At 71.0% G+C, this 20,613-nt stretch carries 20 protein-coding genes and 1 tRNA gene; 12 read left to right on the top strand and 9 right to left on the bottom strand.

Annotation, left to right across the window (positions count from 1 at the left end; all coding sequences use genetic code 11):
* Positions 1-110 precede the first annotated feature (110 nt).
* A complete protein-coding gene (locus ACZ58V_RS30870) occupies positions 111-587 on the top strand; it encodes a GNAT family N-acetyltransferase (protein ID WP_468197859.1) in 477 nt (158 codons plus the stop codon).
* 65 nt (positions 588-652) lie between these two features.
* On the opposite strand, the gene ACZ58V_RS30865 is transcribed toward ACZ58V_RS30870, so the two are convergent.
* The 7 genes from ACZ58V_RS30865 to galU form a co-directional block, all read right to left on the bottom strand.
* Positions 653-726: transfer RNA gene (locus ACZ58V_RS30865), tRNA-Ala, on the bottom strand.
* Between the two features lie 82 nt (positions 727-808).
* Positions 809-1,999: a divisome protein SepX/GlpR gene (sepX, locus tag ACZ58V_RS30860; protein WP_468197868.1), complete on the bottom strand. Its 1,191-nt coding sequence runs from the start codon at positions 1,997-1,999 to the stop codon at positions 809-811.
* Positions 2,000-2,171: 172 nt separating this feature from the next.
* Positions 2,172-2,792: a GNAT family N-acetyltransferase gene (locus ACZ58V_RS30855; protein ID WP_382832325.1), complete on the bottom strand. Its 621-nt coding sequence runs from the start codon at positions 2,790-2,792 to the stop codon at positions 2,172-2,174.
* Between the two features lie 23 nt (positions 2,793-2,815).
* The gene (locus ACZ58V_RS30850) at positions 2,816-3,316 is read right to left on the bottom strand and encodes a MogA/MoaB family molybdenum cofactor biosynthesis protein (RefSeq protein ID WP_468197871.1); all 501 of its coding nucleotides are present in this window, start codon (positions 3,314-3,316) and stop codon (positions 2,816-2,818) included.
* The gene (gene moaC / locus ACZ58V_RS30845; protein WP_193479936.1) at positions 3,313-3,807 is read right to left on the bottom strand and encodes a cyclic pyranopterin monophosphate synthase MoaC; all 495 of its coding nucleotides are present in this window, start codon (positions 3,805-3,807) and stop codon (positions 3,313-3,315) included. The genes ACZ58V_RS30850 and moaC overlap by 4 nt, the downstream gene beginning before the upstream one ends.
* Positions 3,808-3,866: 59 nt before the next feature.
* Positions 3,867-5,207 carry a molybdotransferase-like divisome protein Glp gene (glp, locus tag ACZ58V_RS30840; protein WP_471294071.1) on the bottom strand — a complete coding sequence of 447 codons (1,341 nt, stop codon included), beginning with the start codon at positions 5,205-5,207 and terminating at the stop codon, positions 3,867-3,869.
* Between the two features lie 4 nt (positions 5,208-5,211).
* Entirely contained in the window at positions 5,212-6,114 is a 903-nt protein-coding gene (galU, locus tag ACZ58V_RS30835; RefSeq protein ID WP_468197878.1) for a UTP--glucose-1-phosphate uridylyltransferase GalU, read from the bottom strand.
* A gap of 93 nt (positions 6,115-6,207) precedes the next feature.
* Between galU and ACZ58V_RS30830 the strand changes: the two genes are divergently transcribed.
* Positions 6,208-6,837 (top strand): 5-formyltetrahydrofolate cyclo-ligase, encoded by a 630-nt coding sequence (locus tag ACZ58V_RS30830; RefSeq protein ID WP_471294069.1) that lies wholly within the window; start codon positions 6,208-6,210, stop codon positions 6,835-6,837.
* Between the two features lie 61 nt (positions 6,838-6,898).
* Here the strand turns inward: ACZ58V_RS30830 and ACZ58V_RS30825 are convergent, their stop codons facing one another.
* The gene (locus ACZ58V_RS30825) at positions 6,899-9,691 is read right to left on the bottom strand and encodes a penicillin acylase family protein (RefSeq protein ID WP_471294067.1); all 2,793 of its coding nucleotides are present in this window, start codon (positions 9,689-9,691) and stop codon (positions 6,899-6,901) included.
* 238 nt (positions 9,692-9,929) lie between these two features.
* On the opposite strand from ACZ58V_RS30825, the gene ACZ58V_RS30820 reads away from it, so the two are divergent.
* The 6 genes from ACZ58V_RS30820 to mscL all read left to right on the top strand — a co-directional run bounded on the left by ACZ58V_RS30820 (position 9,930) and on the right by mscL (position 15,728).
* Positions 9,930-11,459 carry a potassium/proton antiporter gene (locus tag ACZ58V_RS30820; protein ID WP_471294065.1) on the top strand — a complete coding sequence of 510 codons (1,530 nt, stop codon included), beginning with the start codon at positions 9,930-9,932 and terminating at the stop codon, positions 11,457-11,459.
* A 211-nt stretch (positions 11,460-11,670) separates the two neighbouring features.
* Positions 11,671-12,990 (top strand): MFS transporter, encoded by a 1,320-nt coding sequence (locus tag ACZ58V_RS30815; RefSeq protein ID WP_471294063.1) that lies wholly within the window; start codon positions 11,671-11,673, stop codon positions 12,988-12,990.
* A 67-nt stretch (positions 12,991-13,057) separates the two neighbouring features.
* Positions 13,058-13,402 (top strand): FmdB family zinc ribbon protein, encoded by a 345-nt coding sequence (locus tag ACZ58V_RS30810; protein WP_468197889.1) that lies wholly within the window; start codon positions 13,058-13,060, stop codon positions 13,400-13,402.
* Positions 13,403-13,481: 79 nt separating this feature from the next.
* Positions 13,482-14,369 (top strand): S-methyl-5'-thioadenosine phosphorylase, encoded by an 888-nt coding sequence (locus ACZ58V_RS30805; protein ID WP_471294060.1) that lies wholly within the window; start codon positions 13,482-13,484, stop codon positions 14,367-14,369.
* A 237-nt stretch (positions 14,370-14,606) separates the two neighbouring features.
* Positions 14,607-15,140 (top strand): hypothetical protein, encoded by a 534-nt coding sequence (locus ACZ58V_RS30800; protein WP_471294307.1) that lies wholly within the window; start codon positions 14,607-14,609, stop codon positions 15,138-15,140.
* Positions 15,141-15,263: 123 nt separating this feature from the next.
* Positions 15,264-15,728, top strand: a complete 465-nt coding sequence (mscL, locus tag ACZ58V_RS30795; protein ID WP_468197893.1) for a large conductance mechanosensitive channel protein MscL — start codon at positions 15,264-15,266, stop codon at positions 15,726-15,728.
* A gap of 7 nt (positions 15,729-15,735) precedes the next feature.
* On the opposite strand, the gene ACZ58V_RS30790 is transcribed toward mscL, so the two are convergent.
* A complete protein-coding gene (locus ACZ58V_RS30790) occupies positions 15,736-15,915 on the bottom strand; it encodes a hypothetical protein (RefSeq protein ID WP_468197895.1) in 180 nt (59 codons plus the stop codon).
* Positions 15,916-15,971: 56 nt separating this feature from the next.
* Between ACZ58V_RS30790 and ACZ58V_RS30785 the strand changes: the two genes are divergently transcribed.
* The 4 genes from ACZ58V_RS30785 (at position 15,972) to ACZ58V_RS30770 (ending at position 20,609) form a co-directional block, all read left to right on the top strand.
* Positions 15,972-17,201, top strand: a complete 1,230-nt coding sequence (locus tag ACZ58V_RS30785; protein ID WP_471294056.1) for a low temperature requirement protein A — start codon at positions 15,972-15,974, stop codon at positions 17,199-17,201.
* 58 nt (positions 17,202-17,259) lie between these two features.
* Entirely contained in the window at positions 17,260-18,300 is a 1,041-nt protein-coding gene (locus tag ACZ58V_RS30780; RefSeq protein WP_468197900.1) for a P1 family peptidase, read from the top strand.
* Positions 18,301-18,466: 166 nt separating this feature from the next.
* Positions 18,467-19,684 carry a L,D-transpeptidase gene (locus ACZ58V_RS30775; RefSeq protein WP_471294052.1) on the top strand — a complete coding sequence of 406 codons (1,218 nt, stop codon included), beginning with the start codon at positions 18,467-18,469 and terminating at the stop codon, positions 19,682-19,684.
* Positions 19,685-19,862: 178 nt separating this feature from the next.
* Positions 19,863-20,609: a DUF6227 family protein gene (locus ACZ58V_RS30770; protein ID WP_468197905.1), complete on the top strand. Its 747-nt coding sequence runs from the start codon at positions 19,863-19,865 to the stop codon at positions 20,607-20,609.
* Positions 20,610-20,613 lie beyond the last annotated feature (4 nt).

Below are 20,613 nucleotides of genomic sequence, written 5' to 3'. Positions count from 1 at the left end.
TGTCGGAGGTCACAGTGAGCACCCCGGCACGATACCGGCACACTGGACGGGGTCCAGTTCCGGATCGAACACACTCCCGCCCCCTCATGAGCTGACTTACGGTACACAGCATGCATATACGCCGGGTCCCCTTCGACCACCCCGACGCCACGAAGCTCAACGACCAGGTCCAGGCCGAGTACCACGTCCGCTACGGCGACGGAGGCGACGCCACGGCCATGGCCGCCTCGGACTTCGCACCGCCGAACGGCACCTACCTGATCGCGTACGACGAGCACGACTCCCCCGTCGCCTCGGGCGGCTGGCGCAGCCAGGACGCGAACGACGAGGGCAATCTGGACGGCGACGCCGAGATCAAGCGCATGTACGTGGTCGACGGCATGCGCGGCCGGGGCCTCGCGCGCCGCATCCTGGCCGCCCTGGAGGAGGACGCCCGCGCGGCGGGCCGGACCCGCATGGTCCTGGAGACCGGCACGAAGCAGCCGGAGGCCATAGCCCTGTACACGTCCAGCGGCTACGAGCCGTGCGGGAAGTTCGGCTACTACCGACACTACGAGTCGAGCCGCTGCTTCGCGAAGGGCCTCTGACGCGTGGGGTGCTGAACATACGTCAGAGCCCCGGTCGGGATTCCCGACCGGGGCTCTGAGCTGCGTGGACCTGAGGGGATTTGAACCCCTGGCCCCCTCGATGCGAACGAGGTGCGCTACCGGACTGCGCCACAGGCCCTTGCAACGAGTGAAACTTTAGCACCCCGATCGGCCTGCTTGGAAATCCGTTCCCGAGGGGCGGTCACCTGCGGGTTCGGGGGTTACTCGTTGGCGGCCCGGGGCCGGTCCCCGTCCTCGTACTGGTCGAACAGCGGCGTGCGGCCGCGCTCCCGGGCCCGCCGCGCGGAGGCCGCGCGGCGGGCGTCGGTGCGCCCTTCGTCGTCCGCCCGCTCCTCGGCGTGGGGCTCCGGCTCGCCGGGGAGGTCGGCGTCGTCCTCCAGGTCCGGGGTGACGGCGCTCGACCGTGCCGAACTCCAGGTGTCGGGGGCCCCGAGGTCGACGTCGCTGGTGGCCCGGGGGGCCACCGGTGCGGTGACGTAGGTCGGCAGGGGCACCGGCACCGGCTCCCAGCTGTCGCCCTGCCCGGGGCGCCGCTGCCGCTCGCGCTGCTGGTCGACCCACTCGGCGTGGTCGGTCTGCTCGACGAGCGCGCGCCGGTCGGCCGCGAGGGCGGACAGGCCGGGGTCGGTCACCGGCCCGGGTCCGTCCTCCGGTTCGTCGGCCTCCTGGTCGGCACCGGCGCGCCGGCCGGGCTGGCGCTGCCGCTCCCGCAGCCGCTGGGCCGCGAGCTCGGCCCGGCGGCGGTCCATCTGGTACGTGAAGCGGCGGCGCTCCTGCGAGCGCAGGTACGCGATGTACACGCTGAGCATGACCGCGGGTACGCCGGGCGCCCACAGGAACGCCAGGCCTCCGACCGCGGCGACGATCGCGCCGAGGGTGAAGGCGAGGAACAGCATGGTGGTGGTGCGCCGACGGCGCGCGAGCACCTTCGAGCGCCGGGCACGCGCCGCGGCCGCCTGGGCCTGCGGCGACGGGCGGCGCCGGGCGGCGGGCACACGGCCCTCCCCGCGGGCCGCGGACGCCGCGTTCGGTGCGGGTGCCGGGCGGGCCGGCTGCTCCGCTCGCGCCGGCTGTTCCGGGGCGGGCGACGGTACGGGTGCCTGGGTCTGCGGACGCGTTTTGGACACGGCGAAGGCCCGGACGTCCACCGAGTCGGTGACGGCATCCGGATCGTCGGCGCCCTGCTCCCCCTCCTCGGTGGAGCGCGCCCGCAGGTCCTTGGCGTACCGGCGCTCCATCCCCGCCCGGCCGGAAAGCAGCCGGATGGCGGTGCTGAAGCGTTCCGTCGGACGGGCCTCGTTCAGCTCGTCCTGCCTACGGAGCCACATCGGCACCAAGTAGGCGGCCCAGGCCCCGACAATGACTGCGTAGATGAGGCCGCTGCTGCTCACGTCTCACACCGTAGAGGGGTTTGCGTGAGGCCATCTGCCAATTGAGCCGGTGTGTCGCACGATCTGGCTGATATTTCGAACTTTTTTTGTGACCGATGCGATCAGCAGACCGCCCAGGCCGGGAATTCATTGCCCTGAGACGGTCACTGGCCGATCATTTTCGAACACATATTCAATTTCCGGGGCGGTGCCGGATTCCCGGATTACTCTGCGATCGTGCCCGGTGCCAGCGGCGCAGCAACCCGTCCGGCACCTCTTCCGCCGTGAGCGCGAACACGAGGTGGTCGCGCCAGCCCCCGTCGATGTGGAGATAACGGGGCCTGAGCCCCTCCTCGCGGAATCCGAGTTTCTCCACGACCCGGCGGCTGGGCCCGTTCTCGGGGCGAATGCAGACCTCGATGCGGTGCAGTCCGACGGTGCGGAAACAGTGGTCCACGACGAGCGCCACCGCCGTCGGCATCACCCCGCGCCCGGCCACCGACTCGTCCACCCAGTAACCGATGTGGCCCGAGCACATCGAGCCCCAGGTGATCCCGGCGACGGTCAACTGCCCCACCAGCCGCCCCTGGTACTCGATGACGAAGGGCAGCATCCGGCCCGCGTTCGCCTCCGACCTCAGGTGCCGCACCATCTGGCGGAAGGTCGGGCGGTGCGCGAGCGGCCCGCCGGGCGCGGGCGGCGGAATGGTCGCCTCCCAGGGGCGCAGCCAGTCGCGGTTGCGCCGGTTGACCTCGCGCCATGCCCGCTGGTCGCGCAGCTTTATCGGCCGGAGGACGATGTCGCCGTCCACCAGCTCGACGGGCCAGGATGCGCTGTTCAGCTCGCACCCCCCGTGCCGGGTCTGGGGTGGTCGCCGCCTCGGAGCTGCTCGACGGCGTGGACCAGCAGCGGCTCCAGTACGGCCAGTCCGTCCTTCACACCACCGCTGGAGCCGGGCAGATTGACGATCAGCGTTGTGCCGGCCACTCCGGCCAGGCCCCGGGAGAGCGCCGCGGTCGGCACCTTCTCCCGGCCGAACGCCCGGATGGCCTCGGCGATGCCCGGCACCTCGTGGTCGATCACCCGGCGTGTCGCCTCGGGGGTGCGGTCGGTGGGCGAGATGCCCGTGCCGCCGGTGGTGACGATGACGTCGTAGCCGGTGTCGACCCCGGCGCGCAGGGCCGCCTCCACGGGGTCGCCGTCGGGGACGACCTGCGGTCCGTCGACCTCGAAGCCGAAGCCCTTCAGACCGGCGGAGATCAGCGGGCCGCCCTTGTCCTCGTAGATCCCGGCGGCGGCCCGGTTGGAGGCGGTGACGACGAGAGCGCGATACGTCATGCCCGGCTCCAGTCGCCCGACTTACCGCCCGTCTTCTCTTCCACCCGTACGTCCGTGATGACCGCTCCCTTGTCGACCGCCTTGACCATGTCGATCACGGTGAGCGCGGCGACGGAGACCGCGGTGAGGGCCTCCATCTCCACCCCCGTACGGTCCGTGGTCTTCACGGTGGCCAGGATCTCCACGGCGTCGTCCGCGACCGACAGGTCCAGTTTCACACCGGAGACCGACAAGGGGTGACAGAGCGGGATCAGGTCGGGGGTGCGTTTGGCGCCCATGATTCCGGCGATCCGCGCGGTCGCGAGGGCGTCGCCCTTGGGGACGCCCTCGCCGCGCAGCAGTTCGATCACGCGGGGCGAGACGAGGACGCGTCCGCTGGCGCGGGCGGTGCGCGCGGTCACGTCCTTCTCCGACACGTCGACCATGCGGGCGGCGCCGGCGTCGTCGATGTGCGTCAGTCGGTCCTGCGTAGGGGGATCCTGCGTGCTCATGCTGTGTGGCGCTCCCGGTCCGGGCCTGCTGTGCGCGACACGGTACCCCCAACCAGCGGCTATCGGCCGAGCAGGACCACCTCGACCTCGGCGCCGGGCTCGACGGACTCGGTGTCCTCGGGGACGACGATCAGGGCGTCCGCGTGGGCGAGGGCGGCGACCAGATGGGATCCGGCGCCGCCGACCGGGGTGGCCCGGCCGTCGGCGCAGGTGGCCCGCAGGAACTGGCGGCGGCCCTTCGGCGAGGTCAGCGCCTTGTCGGCGGCCAGGGTGGCCCGGGTCGTCGGCCGGTGGACGTCCCGCAGGCCCATGAGGGTGCGGATCGCGGGGCGGACGAACAGTTCGAAGGAGACGTACGACGACACCGGGTTGCCGGGCAGGGCCAGCAGCGGGGTGTGGTCGGGGCCGATGGAGCCGAAGCCCTGTGGCTTGCCGGGCTGCATGGCGAGCTTGCGGAACTCGATGCCGCTGCCCGCCTCATCCTCGTCGCCCACGTGGGACAGGGCTTCCTTGACGACGTCGTACGCCCCGACGCTGACACCGCCCGTGGTGACCATCAGGTCGGCGCGGACCAACTGGTCCTCGATGGTGGAGCGCAGGGTCTCGGCGTCGTCGGCGACGGCGCCCACGCGGTAGGCGATGGCGCCGGCGTCACGGGCGGCCGCGGTGAGGGCGAAGCTGTTGGAGTCGTAGATCTGACCGGTGCGCAGCCTCGCGTCGGGCTGGACGAGTTCGCTGCCGGTGGAGAGCACCACCACGCGCGGGCGCGGGCGGACGCGTACGGTGCCGCGGCCGATCGCGGCGAGCAGGCCGATCTGGGGCGGGCCGAGGATCGTGCCGGCCCGCAGGGCGCGGTCGCCGGCCTTCACGTCGCTGCCCTGCGCGCGCACATGCGCGCGTGCCTCGGCCGGGCGGTACACCCGCACATGCCCCAAGGCGCCCTCGGGGCCGAGGCTGCGGGCGCGCATGCCGTGCACCGGGCCCTCGCCGAGCCCGCCGTCGGTCCACTCGACGGGCACGACGGTCTCGGCGCCGGGCGGCAGCGGGGCGCCGGTCATGATGCGGGCCGCCTGGCCGGGGCCCACGTGGACCAGCTCGGCCTGGCCCGCCGCCACGTCCCCGACGACCTCCAGGGCCGCCGGGAACTCCTCGCTCACGCCCGCCACGTCCGCGACCCGTACCGCGTAGCCGTCCATGGAGCTGTTGTCGAACGGCGGCAGGGACACCGGCACCGTGATGTCCTCGACCAGGACGCAGCCCTGCGCGTCGAGCAGCTGCAGCTCGATGGGTTCCAGGGGGCGGACGGTGGTGAGGATGTCCTCCAGGTGCTCGGCCACCGACCAGAGGTGGTCGGGGCCCGAGTGGTCCTGGACCGGGGTGCGGGGCGCGGCGCTGCTCAACGTGTTACATCTCCTCGGCTACGTAACTGCGAAGCCAGGTCCGGAAGTCCGGGCCCAGGTCTTCACGTTCGCATGCGAGTCGGACAATGGCACGCAGGTAGTCGCCGCGGTCGCCGGTGTCATAGCGGCGGCCCTTGAAGACGACGCCGTGCACCGGGCCGCCGATCTTCTCGTCGGCCGCGAGCTGCTGGAGGGCGTCCGTGAGCTGGATCTCGCCGCCGCGGCCCGGCTCGGTCCGGCGCAGTATGTCGAAGATGTGCGGGTCGAGGACGTAGCGGCCGATGACCGCGTAGTTCGACGGGGCGTCGGACGGGTCGGGCTTCTCGACGAGGCCGCCGACCTTGACGACGTCACTGTCCTCGGTGGTCTCCACGGCCGCACAGCCGTAGAGGTGGATCTGCTCGGGGGCGACCTCCATGAGCGCGATGACGCTGCCGCCACGCTGCTCCTGGACCTCGACCATGCGCTGGAGCAGGGGGTCGCGGGGGTCGATGAGGTCGTCACCGAGGAGGACGGCGAAGGGCTCGTCGCCCACGTGCGGGGCGGCGCACAGGACGGCGTGGCCGAGGCCCTTGGGGTCGCCCTGGCGGACGTAGTGCATGGTCGCGAGGTCGCTGGACTCCTGGACCTTGGCGAGGCGGCCGGCGTCGCCCTTCTTCTGAAGCGCCGACTCGAGTTCGTAGTTGCGGTCGAAGTGGTCCTCGAGGGGGCGCTTGTTGCGGCCCGTCACCATGAGGACGTCGTCGAGACCCGCGCCGACGGCCTCCTCGACCACGTACTGGATCGCCGGCTTGTCGACGACCGGCAGCATCTCCTTGGGAGTGGCTTTGGTGGCCGGCAGGAACCGGGTGCCGAGGCCTGCTGCGGGAATGACAGCCTTGCTGATCCGAGGGTGCGACTGAGTCATGCCCGCCACCATATCCGGTGCCTTTGGGCGGAATCAGCCGCTCCGTTTCATGGACGCTCATATGAGCGTATTAGCACGATACGGGAGCAACCATTGAGTCACATCGGGCGTCCGGGCGAGCCTGACAAGCGGAGTTTGCGGCGAGAGCTCCTCTCGGTGAGGAACAGGTTGACGGCGGATGACCTGCGGGAAACCTCGGCCGCACTGGCCGCGCGGGCGTCGGAACTGCCGGAGCTGGCGCGGGCCGGCACGGTCGCCGCGTACGTCTCGGTGGGGAGTGAACCGGGGACGCTCGCGCTACTGGACACGCTGCGCGCCCGGGGCGTGCGCGTCCTCCTTCCGGCCCTGCTGGCCGACAACGACCTCGACTGGGGCGTCTACGAAGGCGAGGGCTCGCTCGCGCGTGTCCGGCACGGCGGCGGCCGGATGGAGCTCTTCGAGCCCTCCGGCGAGCGCCTCGGACCGGACGCCGTGACCGGTGCCGACGCCGTACTGCTTCCGGGGCTCGCGGTCGACACGCGCGGGATGCGGCTCGGGCGTGGCGGCGGCTCGTACGACCGTGTCCTGGCGCGGCTGGAGCGGGCGGACGCCCGGCCTTCCCTGGTGGTGCTGCTGTACGACTCCGAGGTGATCGAGCACGTCCCGGAGGAGCCGCACGACCGGCCGGTGCACGCGGTGGTGACTCCCTCGGGGGTGCGGCGGTTCGGGGAGCGGACCGGCTGACACGAGAACGGCCCTCCACGCGCGCGTGGAGGGCCGTTCTCGTGGTGCGGGCGTCAGCGGCTCACGGCTTGAGCACCAGCTTGTCGGTCGTGCCGCCCTCGACCGCCTTGTCCGAGTAGGACCACGGCAGCAGTTCGCCCTCGGCCCACTTGTCCGTCTGGTCGACGTAGTGGGCGCTGTAGGCGTGCCCGGACGCGCCGGAGAGGTTGATCCACTTCGACTTGTCGAGGTCGCCGAGGTTCACGACCATCCGCATCGACGGCACCCAGACGACGCTGTAGCCGGCGGCCGCGTTCCAGCCGGTCGCGTTGACCGTCGCCTCGCCGCCGCCGAGCTCCCACGGCCCGCGGTTGAGGGCGAACTGGACGAACCCGGGGCCCTCGGTGCCGAGGGTCTGGTTGTCCAGGAACAGGCGGTGCAGCCGGCCCCAGCTCCAGCTGTCGATGTCCTTGCCGAGCTTGGCGGTCAGCTCCCAGCGGGCGTCGATCATGGCCCGCCTGAACAGCTGGTCGCGGTTGACGGCCTGGGGGCGGGTGCCCGCCTCGGGCGTCTTCCACCAGTCGCTGTCGGGCTGCTCCATCAGCTTGCGTACCACCTCGAACCAGCGGTCGCCGCCGTCCGGCTGCGCCTGGTCGGGGGCGCGCTGGCCGCACTCGCGGACCTCCTCGGTCTCGTCCGCGGGGCCGGTGGTGTTGACCGGCTTGACCCACAGGCACTGGCCCTTGGGCCGCAGCTCCTTGGGCAGCTTGTTGCCGAAGGCGAGCTTGAGGATGTTGCGCCAGACCGCGTTGAAGTAGGCCGCGGCGGCCGAGTCGGCGTCCTGGGTGTAGTCCCAGCCCTCGAGGAGCTTCTGCGCCTCGCGGACGTCCTTGTTCTCGGGGTCGATCTTCAGCAGCGTGGGCACCAGCAGCCGGGCGATCTCGCTGCTGTTGTCCAGCTGCATCTGGCGCATGTCGTCCGTGGAGACCTTGCCGCCGTTCTTGATCTTCGACTGGATCAGATCGCTTATGCGCTGGCTGCGCGTGCCGTAGCCCCAGTCCTCGGTGAGCGTGTAGGGGTACTTGTCCGGGTCGATCACGGCCTGGTTCGCGGTGACGATGTAGCCGCGCTTTGGATTGTACTCGTACGGCAGCGCGTCCTGGTCGATGTAGCCGGTCCAGCGGTACTTGGGGTCCCAGCCGGGCGCGGGGATCGAGCCGTCGTCGCCCTCCGCGCGCTTGGGGATCCTCCCCGGGAGGGTGTAGCCGATGTTGTCCTGGGTGTCCGCGTAGATCAGGTTCTGCGAGGGCACCTCGAACTGCGCGGCGGCCTTGCGGAACCCGTTCCAGTCCTTCGCCTTGTCCATGGCGAAGACGGCGTCCATGGTGGTGCCCGGCTGGAGCGCGGTCCAGCGCAGCGCGACGCCGTAGCCGTCGCCTCTGTCGGGTGCGGCGGTGTTGACTCCGGCCTTCTTGCCGACCTTCACGAGCTCTTCGTCACGGTCCGACAGCAGGGGCCCGTTGTCGGTCTCGCGGACCACGATCTTCTTGGGCTCGCCGCCGGCGACCTTGATGGTCTCCTCGCGCGTCTGGAAAGGCTTGATCTTGCCGTCGTACTGGTAGCCGTTGCCGGTGATCTTCTCCAGGTAGAGATCCGTGACGTCGACGCCGGAGTTGGTCATGCCCCAGGCGATGTCCTGGTTGTGACCGATTATCACGCCGGGCATGCCCGCGAAGGTGTAGCCGCTGACGTCGTACTGGCACGCGCTGGAGACGCTGCGGCAGTGCAGGCCCATCTGGTACCAGACGGACGGCAGCGAGGGCGAGAGGTGCGGGTCGTTGGCCAGCAGCGGCTTGCCGGTGATGGTGTGCTCTCCGGAGACGACCCAGGAGTTGGAGCCGATGCCGTCGCCGTTCACACCGACGGCCGGTGGGAGGTCGTCCAGGACCTTGGTGAGGCCGGTGAGCTGGCTCTGGAGGCCTTGCGTGCCCGAGCTGCCGGAGGCGGTGCCCCCGGTCCCTGTGGAGGCCCCGGTGCCGGTGGAGCCGCCTGTGCCTGTGGAGCCGCCGGACGTGCCGCTCGTGCCGCCCTGTTCGAAGGTGCCCGTCAGCTCGTTGTACTGGCCCTCCTGGACGATCGCCTTGTTGCGGCCGGACGGGTACTCCGGGTACAGGTCGGCGATCTGCTTCGGGCCGAGGCGGCTGGTCAGCAGGGCGCGGTCGATCTCGTCCTGCATGTTGCCGCGCAGGTCCCAGGCCATCGCCTTCAGCCAGGAGACCGAGTCGACCGGGGTCCAGTTCTGCGGCTTGTAGTCGTTGGTGAAGCCGAGCGCCGCGTACTCCAGGGAGATGTCCTTGCCGTCCTTGCCCTGGAGGTAGGAGTTGACCCCCTTGGCGTACGCCTGGAGGTACTTCTTCGTGGAGGCGGACAGCTTGGTGTCGTACTCCTTCTTGGCGACGCGGTCCCAGCCGAGCGTGCGCAGGAACTCGTCGTTGTCGACCTGGCTCTTGCCGAACATCTCCGACAGCCGCCCGGAGGCCATATGGCGGCGTACGTCCATCTCGTAGAACCGGTCCTGCGCCTGGACGTAGCCCTGCGCCATGAACAGGTCCGCGTCGGAGGAGGCATAGATCTGCGGAATGCCGTAGTTGTCCCGCTTCACCTCGACCGGTCCTGAGAGGCCCTTGAGCGTGAGGGTGCCCTTGGTCTGCGGGAAGGAGGCCCGGACGGTGCTGATGGACCAGTACCCCCCGAAGCCGACGCCCCCGATGAGGGCCAGCACCAGGACGAGCACGATCAGACGGGCTTTGCGCCCCTTTCTCCTGCCGGACTTGCCGGGCTGCTGACCCGTGGAGGCGGTGGTGTTGGGGGGCATCGCTGTCCTTGCTGTCCTAACGCGAGCGGCAGGTTCGGCTGTGCTTTTAACTGAGCGCTGGAGCAACGATAGGCGCAGGGCCCTGCGCCCCTTGACGCGGAGTCGGGAACCGGCACGGACGAACGTTCGATCTCGCCCTCGGAAGCGTCAAGAAATCGTCAAGAGTTAGGTAAGGTAACGAAGTAGTTGGCGCGGTGCGCCACAGCTTCATGTGCGATGTACGTGAGCCCACGCGCGTGTGCGGGTGGGCCAGGGAAGGATTCGGCCGCTGACTGTTCACCACCTCAACCAGCTCTTGCTCGTCTGCTCGCTCGTCCTGCTCGTCGCCGTCGCAGCGGTACGGATCTCCTCGCGCAGCGGGCTCCCCAGCCTGCTCGTCTACCTGGGCATAGGCGTCGCCATGGGCCAGGACGGCGTGGGCGACATCCACTTCGACAACGCCGAACTGACCCAGGTCATCGGATACGCGGCCCTGGTCGTGATCCTGGCCGAGGGCGGTCTGGGCACGAAGTGGAAGGAGATCAAGCTGGCCCTGCCGGCCGCCACGGCACTGGCGCTGGCCGGTGTCGCGGTGAGCGTCGGGGTCACGGCGTCGGCCGCGCACTACCTGATCGGTCTCGAGTGGCGGCAGGCGTTCATCATCGGGGCGGTCGTCTCCTCGACCGACGCGGCGGCCGTCTTCTCCGTGCTGCGCAAAATCCCCCTCCCCGCGCGCGTGACGGGCACCTTGGAGGCGGAGTCCGGCTTCAACGACGCCCCCGTGGTCATCCTCGTGGTCTCCCTGTCCACGGCGGGCCCGGTCGAGCACTGGTACGTCCTGCTGGGCGTGATCCTGCTGGAGCTGGCCATCGGCGCGGCCATCGGGCTCGCGGTGGGCTGGCTGGGCTCCTGGGGGCTGCGGCATGTGGCCCTGCCCGCCTCCGGCCTCTACCCGATCGCCGTCATGGCGATCGCCACGGTGGCGTACGCGGCGGGCGCGCTGGCCCACGGCAGCGGGTTCCTCGCGGTGTACCTCGCCGCGATGGTGATGGGCAACGCGCGGCTGCCGCACTGGCCGGCCACGCGCGGCTTCGCCGACGGGCTCGGCTGGATGGCCCAGATCGGCATGTTCGTCCTGCTCGGCCTGCTGGTCACGCCGCACGAGCTGGGCGACGACATCGTGCCCGCGCTCGCCATCGGGCTGGTGCTGACCATGGTGGCGCGTCCGCTGAGCGTGGTGTTCTGCCTGACGCCGTTCCGGGTGCCGTGGCGAGAGCAGGCCCTGATGTCCTGGGCGGGACTGCGCGGGGCCGTGCCCATCATCCTGGCGACCATCCCCATGGTGGAGGGCGTCGACGCCAGCCGCCGGATCTTCAACATCGTCTTCGTCCTGGTCGTCGTCTACACCCTGGTCCAGGGCCCGACGCTGCCGTGGCTGGGCCGCAAGCTGCACCTGGGCGATGGTTCGGAGGCCGCCGACCTCGGCATCGAGTCGGCCCCGCTGGAGCGGCTGCGCGGGCATCTGCTGTCCGTGGCGATCCCCGAGGGGTCGAAGATGCACGGCGTGGAGGTGGGCGAGCTGCGGCTGCCGCCCGGCGCGGCCGTGACGCTCGTCGTGCGCGCGAACGAATCGTTCGTCCCGCTTCCCACCACGGTGCTGCAACGCGGGGACGAGCTCCTCGTCGTGGCCACGGATCCGGTCCGGGACGCGACGGAGAAGCGGCTGCGGGCGGTGGGCCATGGCGGCAAGCTGGCGGGGTGGCTGGGGACGGACGGGGCGAGTCGTTGAGACGGATGCTCGTACACGGATACCTGTACGATGAACGTCGCACCCAAGATCGAACCAACTCTGTCTGACGCAGAGCTGGCGCGACCGTATGGCGGTCGGGACGTCCCTCCTCACCGGGCCCCGGCATCTACCGCAGTTCCGCGCAAGAGGACAGCTCTCGGCGCCGCCCGCCTGCCGGGCCGCGCTACCAGGCGGCAGAAAGGCACGGGCCGTGGCATCCACGGTCACCTCAAAGAAGTCGAAGAACTCGAAGAACGCGAAGATCTCGCAGAACTCGACGGCTTCCGCCCGCCCCGGATACGGCCGGCTGCTGCGCACCCGCGGCGCCTGGACGTTCCTGCTCCCCGGTTTCGCGGCACGCCAGCCGTTCGCGATGCTGACGATCTCCATCGTGCTGCTGGTGCAGCACACCACCGGTTCCTACGGAGCGGCGGGCGCCGCCGCGGCCGTCACCGGTGTCTCCATGGCCCTGTTCGCGCCCTACAGCGGCCGCCTCGCCGACCGCTACGGACAGCGCTCCGTGCTGATCCCCGGGGTGCTGCTGCACGCGGTCTCCGGGCTGACGCTGACGGCGCTCGCGCTGCTGGACGCCCCGCTGTGGGCGGTGTTCGCGGCGGCCGTCCCGACCGGCGCCTCGGTGCCGCAGGTCGGGCCCATGGTGCGGGCCCGCTGGGGCGTGAAGCTCAAGGACTCGCCCCTGATGACCACCGCGGCGGCCTTCGAGTCCGTCACGGACGAACTGACCTTCGTCGTCGGACCGCTGCTGGCCACCGCCCTGTGCACGGCGATCGACCCGGCCGCCGGACTGGTCACCGAGGCCTCGCTGACGCTGATCGGCGGTCTGCTGTTCGCCGCGCGGAAGAGCACCCAGCCCTCCGTCGAAGGCGGCGGGCACGCGCGCGTGGAGCACGCTTCCGCGCTGCGCGTCCCCGGCGTGCGCGTGCTGACCGTGACCTTCCTGGGCATCGGTGCCGTCTTCGGCGGCATGCAGGTCTCGCTGGCCGCGTTCACCGAGTCGATCGGCGAACCGGGCCTGAACGGCGTCCTCTACGGCGTCTTCGCCGCGGGCAACATGCTCTCCGGCGTCGTCTGCGGCGCGATCGCCTGGAAGGCGGCCCCGCAGCGGCGCCTGGTCATCGGCTACACGGCGCTCGCCCTCACCGCCTCGGGCCTGTGGGCCGCCCACTCGGTACCGGTCCTGGCCGGCCTCGGCCTGCTGGTCGGCATGTGCATCGCGCCCGCCCTGATCACCGGCTACACCCTGGTCGACGGTCTGGTGCCGGCCGGTGCCCGTACCGAGGCCTTCACCTGGCTGACCGGCGCGGTGGCACTGGGCCAGGCGGCGGCCGTCAGCATCGCCGGGCAGCTGGAGGACCGTCTGTGGGGCGGTGCCGGTTTCCTGGTGCCCATGGGCGGCACCGTGCTCGCCCTGGCGACCCTCCTGGCCCTGCGTTCCCGGCTGGCGGGGCGTGCCCACGGGCGGACGGTCGCACGTGGCGTGGGTCACCGCGTGCCGGTGGCAGTGGACTGAGCGGCTGGAATACGTCACTATGGACCGTCGTTAGCACTCATCGAGTGAGAGTGCCAGGAGGAAGACAGTGCCGACCTACCAGTACCAGTGCACCGAGTGCGGCGAGGGCCTCGAGGCGGTGCAGAAGTTCACCGACGACGCCCTCACCGAGTGCCCGAACTGCGCGGGCCGCCTGAAGAAGGTGTTCTCGGCGGTCGGCATCGTCTTCAAGGGCTCCGGCTTCTACCGGAACGACAGCCGCGGCTCCTCGTCGAGCAGCTCCCCGGCGAAGTCGTCGAGTTCCTCCGCGTCGTCCTCCGACTCCGGTTCGGGCTCCGGCTCGAGTTCCGGTTCGAGCTCTTCGTCGAGCTCGTCCTCGAGTTCTTCGTCGGGCACGGGCAGCTCCACCAGCAGCAGCACCACCGCCGCGTAAGGCCTGATACCTACGGGACCCTGCCGCCCCTTCGGGCGACGGGGTCCTCGGCGTTTCCGCGTGCGGTTAGGGTGCGGACATGGCGAACAAGGCGAACGTGGCGGGCCCGGCGGACGTGGCGGGACCGGTGGACGGGCAGGGCGCCGGCATCGGCGTCATCGGCGGCTCCGGGTTCTACTCCTTCCTCGACGACGTGACCGAGGTCCAGGTCGACACCCCGTACGGGCCGCCCAGCGACTCCCTCTTCCTCGGTGCCATCGCCGGCCGGCCGGTCGCCTTCCTGCCGCGGCACGGGCGGGGCCACCACCTGCCGCCGCACCGGATCAACTACCGGGCCAACCTGTGGGCCCTGCGGTCGGTCGGCGTGCGCCAGGTGCTCGCCCCGTGCGCCGTGGGCGGCCTGCGTCCCGAGTACGGGCCGGGCACGCTGCTGGTGCCGGACCAGCTGGTCGACCGCACGAAGTCCCGCGCGAACACGTACTTCGACGGAGAGCCGCTGCCCGACGGGTCGGTGCCGAACGTGGTGCACGTGTCGCTGGCCGACCCCTACTGCTCCGCCGGGCGGGCCGTCGCGCTGAAGGCGGCGCGCGGCCGGGACTGGGAGCCGGTGGACGGCGGCACGCTGGTCGTGGTCGAGGGGCCGCGCTTCTCGACCCGTGCCGAATCGTTGTGGCACCAGGCGCAGGGCTGGTCGGTGGTGGGGATGACCGGGCATCCCGAGGCGGCGCTCGCCCGGGAGCTGGAGCTCTGCTACACGTCCCTGACCCTGGTCACCGACCTCGACGCGGGTGCCGAGAGCGGGGAGGGCGTCTCGCACGACGAGGTGCTGCGGGTGTTCGCGGCGAACGTCGGCAGGTTGCGGGGGGTGCTGTTCGACGCGGTGGCCGGGTTGCCGGGTGAGGACGAGCGGGACTGTCTGTGTGCCGGTGCGCTGGGTGGGATGGATCCGGGGTTCGCGTTGCCGTAGGTGGTGGACGTCTGGTGCGGGCCGTGGCGGTGGGGCGGCGGAACTTGCCGTTCGGGTGAGGGAGTTGTCCACAGGCCGGGGTAGGTCCACAGGCCCGAGCGGGCGGCGGCGGGAAGCCTCATCGTGGGGAGCTCAAGCCGGTCCTCGTCGCAGGTGGTGGTTCCCGTGTCCCTCGCTCCGCTCACGTCCTCTCTTTTCGGCGGCTCCCCCGTCGCCGCGCTCCCGCCCGGCCCCGAGGTGCCCGCGACGCGTGAGGTGCCGCGCTTCGATCCCGTGCGAGTGCGCGGGGGCCGGTACCGGTCGGGCCGGCTCGGGCGGCACCGGCGGCGGGCCCTGGCCGTCGGGCTCGCGGTCACCGCGACCGCGCTGGTGGCGGCGGGGCCGCGCGACGGTGACGGGGCCCGTGGTCAGCCCCGGGCTCAGTCTCCCGCGCACACGGCCTCGGTGTCCGGGGAGCGGTCCGGGCGGACGCGCGGTGCCGCGAGGGCGGGTGCGGCGGGGCCGGTGACGGCCCCGATCCGGATCGCCGACGCGGCGACGGTACGGCTGCTGCGGCCGGGCGACCGGGTCGACGTCATCGCCGCCGAGGGGACGGTGTCGGGCGGCGGCGCCCGTGTGGTCGCGCGCGGGGCCAGGGTGACGAAGGTGCCGGAGCCCCTGGAGGGCGCGACCGACGGCGGGGCACTGGTCGTGCTCTCGGTGCCGCGTGCCACCGCCGCCCGGCTCGCCGGGGCGAGCGCGACGGCACGGTTGGCGGTGACCCTGTGGTGATGCTGTGCACGATCTCGTCAAGGCTCTCGTTCGAGGGACCCAGGTGCTCGGTTCGGCCCAAGCGTGACGTAGGTTGCGGAGCGTTTTGTTCCATAAGCTGCTCGTGCGAGGAAAGGCCCCGAGGTGAGCGAGAAGAAGGAACCAAGCCTCTGGGAGGGCTTCAAGGCCTTCCTGATGCGCGGGAACGTCGTCGATCTGGCTGTGGCGGTGGTGATCGGCGCCGCGTTCACCAACATCGTCAACGCCGTGGTCAAGGGGATCATCAACCCGGTCGTCGGGGCCATCGGGACCAAGAACCTCGACCACTACAGCTCCTGCCTGAGCTCGACGTGCAAGGGCGAGGAGGGCATCCAGATCGCGTGGGGCTCCGTCCTCGGCGCCGCCCTGAGCTTCGTGATCACGGCCGCTGTCGTCTACTTCCTGATGGTCCTGCCCATGGCGAAGTACCTGGCCCGGCAGGAGGCCCGCCGCAAGGCGAAGGAAGGCACGCAGGAGGTCATCGAGGTGACCGAGCTGGAGGTGCTGAAGGAGATCCGGGACGCGCTGGTCGCACAGCGTGGTGCGGGGCACGACCAGCAGGAGCGGTAGCGCCGGCTCAGATGTGGTGGGGCGGCTTCTCGTCGAGGAAGCGCTTGAGGTCGGCCGCGCCACCGCCGGAGTCGGTGCGCTCGCCCCAGCCGCGGTCGGTGTCGTCAAAGGACTGCTGGTCGAGCGGGTCGTCGAAGACCAGTGCCGGCTTCGGCGCGTGCGGCTCGGGATCGGGGGTGCTGCTCATGCGTCCAGGGTACGGTCGCGGAGAAAATCCCCCCGCCTTCTGTTGTGCTGGGAATCATGACGTCCAGCCCCACTCCCCCGCCCGTCCCCTCCGGCCCGCCCGCCGGCCGGGGGCCGCTGCGCAGGCTCAGGGCCCGCGGACGCGACGAGGCGCACCGGACGGCCTCGCCGCTGGAGCTCTTCTTCGACCTGTGCTTCGTCGTGGCCGTCGCCCAGGCGGGCATCCAGCTGGTGCACTCCGTCGCCGAGGGCCATGCGGGCGAGGGGATCCTCGACTACGCGATGGTCTTCTTCGCCGTGTGGTGGGCCTGGATGAACTTCTCGTGGTTCGCCTCGGCGTACGACAACGACGACGTGCTGTACCGGGTCGTCACGCTGGTGCAGATCGCGGGTGTGCTGGTCCTCGCGGCGGGGGTCTCGCAGGCGTTCGAGGAGCACGACTATCTCGTGGTCTGGCTGGGCTACGTGATCATGCGACTGGCCCTGGCGACGCAGTGGCTGCGGGCGGCCCGTGCCGCCGAGGGCCCGGAGCGGACGACTGCCCTGCGCTACGCCGGCGGGGTGCTGCTGTGCCAGGTCGGCTGGCTGGGTCTGCTGCTCCTGCCCGAGGGCGCCCGGCCCTGGTGGTTCCTGGTGATGGCGCTGCTGGAGATGTGCGTGCCGCTCTTCGCGGAGCGGGGGCGTCCCACGTCCTGGCATCCCCGCCATATCGCGGAGCGCTACGGACTGTTCACCATCATCGTGCTCGGCGAGACGATCGCCGCGGCCACGATCGCCGTGAAGTCCGGTATCGACGAGAACGACGCGCTGGGCGAGCTCCTCCCCATCGCGTCGGGCGGGCTGCTGATCATCTTCGCCGCGTGGTGGATCTACTTCGTGGTGCCCATCCACGGCCATCTGCGCTCCAACCGGCAGGCGTTCCTGTGGGGCTACGGCCACTACCTGGTCTTCGCCTCGGCGGCCGCGATCGGGGCCGGACTGGAGGTGGCGGTGGAGCAGACCGTCGGCGAGGCGCACATCTCCACGCTGGCGGCGTCGGCCGCCGTGACCCTGCCGACGGCCCTGTATCTGCTGACCGTGTGGGCCCTGCACTCGCGTCACTTCAAGGCGGGCATCACCCAGCAGCTGGTGCTGCCGACGACGGCACTGCTGGTGATCTGCTGCACGTTCCTGGGTGACTGGGCGGTGCTGGCGGCGGGCTTGGTCTGCGTGCTGTCGGTGGTGGCGGGAGAGACGCTGGCCACGCGCCCGGCGAGGGCCCAGGAGTCGTCGAGCCCGGCCGGCTGAGCGCGCCGTCCGGCCCGGTACGCCCGCGAGGGCCGACGACTGGACAACACTGGGCGCCATGACAGTTGACGCTCTGGTGGACGCTCTGACGGATGTCTCCGGCCTGCGCGTGGGGCACGCGACCCGCGCCGGCGACGGCTGGCTCACCGGCACCACGGTCGTGCTCGCCCCGGAGGGCGGGGCCGTGGCCGCCGTGGACGTGCGGGGCGGTGGCCCCGGCACGAAGGAGACGGACGCGCTCGATCCGCGCAACGTGGTGCGGAAGGTCGAGGCGATCGTGCTGACCGGCGGCAGCGCCTACGGGCTGGACGCGGCCTCGGGGGTGATGGCCTGGCTGGAGGAACGGGGGCGCGGGATCCGGGTCGGGGCGGATCCGGCGCAGGTCGTGCCGGTGGTGCCCGCCGCCTGTGTCTTCGATCTGGGGCGGGGCGGCGACTTCCGGGCCCGGCCGGACGCGGCCACCGGCCGTGCCGCTGTCGAGGCGGCGGCGGCGAGCGGGCTCGGCGCGCGGGTGGCCCAGGGCTGCGTGGGCGCCGGTACGGGGGCGGTGACCGGGGTGGTGAAGGGCGGCATCGGCAGCGCGAGCTCGGTGCTCGGCTCGGGTGTCACGGTGGCCGCGCTGGTGGTGGCCAACGCGGCGGGCTCGACGGTGGATCCGGAAACGGGGGTGCTGTACGGGGAGTTGTTCCAGGGACGGGTGGAGTATCCGGAGGCGGAGGTCCATGAGGCCGCGCGGCGGCGCCTCGCCGAGACGGCCGCGAGGAGCGCGCCTCCGCCGCTCAACACCACGCTCGCGGTGGTCGCCACGGACGCGGATCTGTCGAAGGCGCAGGCGCAGAAGCTGGCCGGCACGGCTCACGACGGCATCGCCCGCGCGGTGCGGCCGGTGCACCTCCTCAACGACGGGGACACGGTGTTCACGCTGGCGACGGGCGACCGCGCCTTGGACGCCGCGAACCCGCTCGCCCTCAACGAGATCCTCGCTGCCGGCGCCGATGTGGTGACCCGGGCGATCGTCCGGGCGGTGCGCGCCGCCGGGTCGGTCGACGGTCCGGGCGGGGCGTGGCCGTCGTACGGGGAGTTGTACGCGGGCCGTTGAGCGGCCGGGCACCGCACAGCGGCTCCACAGCCGTGCCGGACATTGTCCCGGCCATGTAACGGTGATGTCGTTCCTGGCGGTCGGACGGAACCCGAACGGCCGCCGGGCCCCTCTTCCTTCACGTACTGGAGCGGATCACTCACATCACACGAACTGGGAGCAGCCCGTGACAACGCCGGACATTGCTGCGCGGCGCGCACTGGGGGCCTGTGCCGCCCTGATGGTCGGCGCCCTGACGCTCACCGCCTGTGGTGGCAGCGCCACCGCCAAGGACGACGAGAAGGGCGGCAAGGGCACGGGCAACACGTCCGTCGCGAAGATAGCCATCTCGGCGAAGGACGGTTCGACGGGCGCGTCCATCAACTCGACCGGCGTGAAGGTCAGCGACGGGAAGCTGACCGACGTGAAGATGACGGTGACGGGCGGCGGTCAGGCCGTGCCGGGCTCGATCTCCTCCGACGGCAAGGCGTGGAAGCCGAAGGAGCAGCTGGAGCGCGGGACGAAGTACCAGATATCGGCGACCGCGAAGGACTCGGACGGCCGGACCGCCGCCGCCAACTCGATCTTCACGACGGTGTCGTCGTCGAACAGCTTCATCGGGACGTACACGCCGGACAACGGCACCACGGTCGGTGCGGGCATGCCGGTGTCGTTCACCTTCGACAAGGCCATCACCGAGCGGAAGGCCGTACAGTCGCGCATCACGGTCACCTCCAGCAGCGGGCAGAAGGTGGTCGGGCACTGGTTCAACGGGCAGCGCCTCGACTTCCGGCCCGAGGAGTACTGGAAGGCCGGCTCCAAGGTGACGATGAAGATCGACCTGGACGGGGTCGAGGGCGCGAACGGCGTCTACGGCGTGCAGAAGAAGACGGTCACCTTCACCGTCGGGCGCTCGCAGGTGTCCACGGTCGACGTCAACACGCAGACCATGACGGTGGTCCGGGACGGCAAGACCATCAAGACGATCCCGATCTCGGCGGGCAGCCCGGAGCACACCACGTACAACGGGCAGATGGTGATCTCGGAGAAGTTCACGCAGACCCGGATGAACAGCCGGACGGTCGGTCTCGGCGGTGAGTACGACATCCCGGACGTGCCGCACGCGATGCGCCTGACGACGTCCGGCACCTTCATCCACGGCAACTACTGGTACAACAAGGGCAATCCGCCCTTCGGGCGCCAGGGCACCAGCCACGGATGCGTCGGCCTCGCGGACGTCCAGGGCGCCGGGGGCAGCACGCCCGCCAAGTGGTTCTACGACAACTCGCTCATCGGCGACGTGGTGATCGTGAAGAACTCCCCCGACAAGACGGTGTCGCCGGACAACGGGCTCAACGGCTGGAACATGGCATGGAGCCAGTGGGTCGCGGGCAGCGAGTCGTGAGCGACTGAACAGCCGCCCCAACTGGGGTTTTGACGGACCGACCGGGCCGCGCGGGAACTTTTCGCGCGGCCCGCGCGTTTTCCCGGACGTACGTTTTCTCGGTTCCCGGACATGATGTCCGACCGAGGGGCTACGGTATGCACCCACAAGGTGACATGCAGCAACGCCGGGAGAAACCTTGAGCGTTCCGTACGAGACGGCAGCGTACGAACCCCACGACTCGCCCGAGTCTCCGGAGGAGCACCTCGCGCGACTCCTCGGCCGCGCCCTGAACTCCTTCGAGCTACCGGACGAGACGATATGGCGGCTGGACTGCGCCCTGGCCCACGACGGTTCGCTGCACTCCGCGCACCACAGCGCGGGCCTGCACCGGGAGACGTACCGGCACACGTGGCTGCTCGCCGACGGTTCGGCGCTCACGCTCTGGGAGCTCGTCCACAACACCGCCCCGGGCAGCGAACCGCAGCACGAGGTCTATGTGGACGAGGAGGAGCTGCGGGCCGCGACCGCGCGTCTGCCGCTGCCGCCGGACACGCCTGACTTCGAACTGCCGGTGACGGTGCAGCTGTCACCGGTCCCCGTGCCCCGGCATGCCTTTGCCGGCGACGACTCGGCGGACCACGCGCGCCGTTTACTGCGCCGGGCGGAGAACACGGACCGGCCGGGCGCGGACACGGCGGCCCTGCTGGCCACGGCGTCCGGCCACCGGATCACCCAGGCCTTCGGCCGCCCCTGCCGCGCCGGCCGGGCGGGGCTGGGCTTCTCGCTCTACGAGCACGCGTTCCTGCTGCGTGAAGGCGAGGAGCTCTCCCTCTGGGAGGTCGAGCACACGGCGACGCCGGACGGCCGGCACATGTGTGAGGTGTACGTCAGCGAGGACGCGGCGCGTGAGGCGATGGAGCGGCGGGCGGCGCAGCTTTCCTAGACGC

It is taken from the genome of Streptomyces sp. NPDC040589, assembly GCF_055594445.1.
This window is presented reverse-complemented; position numbering and strand designations above follow the sequence as displayed.

Coding starts and splice junctions, on each gene's coding strand:
- galU (WP_468197878.1), bottom strand. CDS start 6,114: ATGACTCAGTCGCACCCTCGGATCAGCAAGGCTGTCATTCCCGCAGCA.
- ACZ58V_RS30780 (WP_468197900.1), top strand. CDS start 17,260: ATGACAGTTGACGCTCTGGTGGACGCTCTGACGGATGTCTCCGGCCTG.
- ACZ58V_RS30850 (WP_468197871.1), bottom strand. CDS start 3,316: ATGACGTATCGCGCTCTCGTCGTCACCGCCTCCAACCGGGCCGCCGCC.
- moaC (WP_193479936.1), bottom strand. CDS start 3,807: ATGAGCACGCAGGATCCCCCTACGCAGGACCGACTGACGCACATCGAC.
- ACZ58V_RS30825 (WP_471294067.1), bottom strand. CDS start 9,691: ATGCCCCCCAACACCACCGCCTCCACGGGTCAGCAGCCCGGCAAGTCC.
- ACZ58V_RS30790 (WP_468197895.1), bottom strand. CDS start 15,915: ATGAGCAGCACCCCCGATCCCGAGCCGCACGCGCCGAAGCCGGCACTG.
- ACZ58V_RS30870 (WP_468197859.1), top strand. CDS start 111: ATGCATATACGCCGGGTCCCCTTCGACCACCCCGACGCCACGAAGCTC.
- ACZ58V_RS30785 (WP_471294056.1), top strand. CDS start 15,972: ATGACGTCCAGCCCCACTCCCCCGCCCGTCCCCTCCGGCCCGCCCGCC.
- ACZ58V_RS30805 (WP_471294060.1), top strand. CDS start 13,482: ATGGCGAACAAGGCGAACGTGGCGGGCCCGGCGGACGTGGCGGGACCG.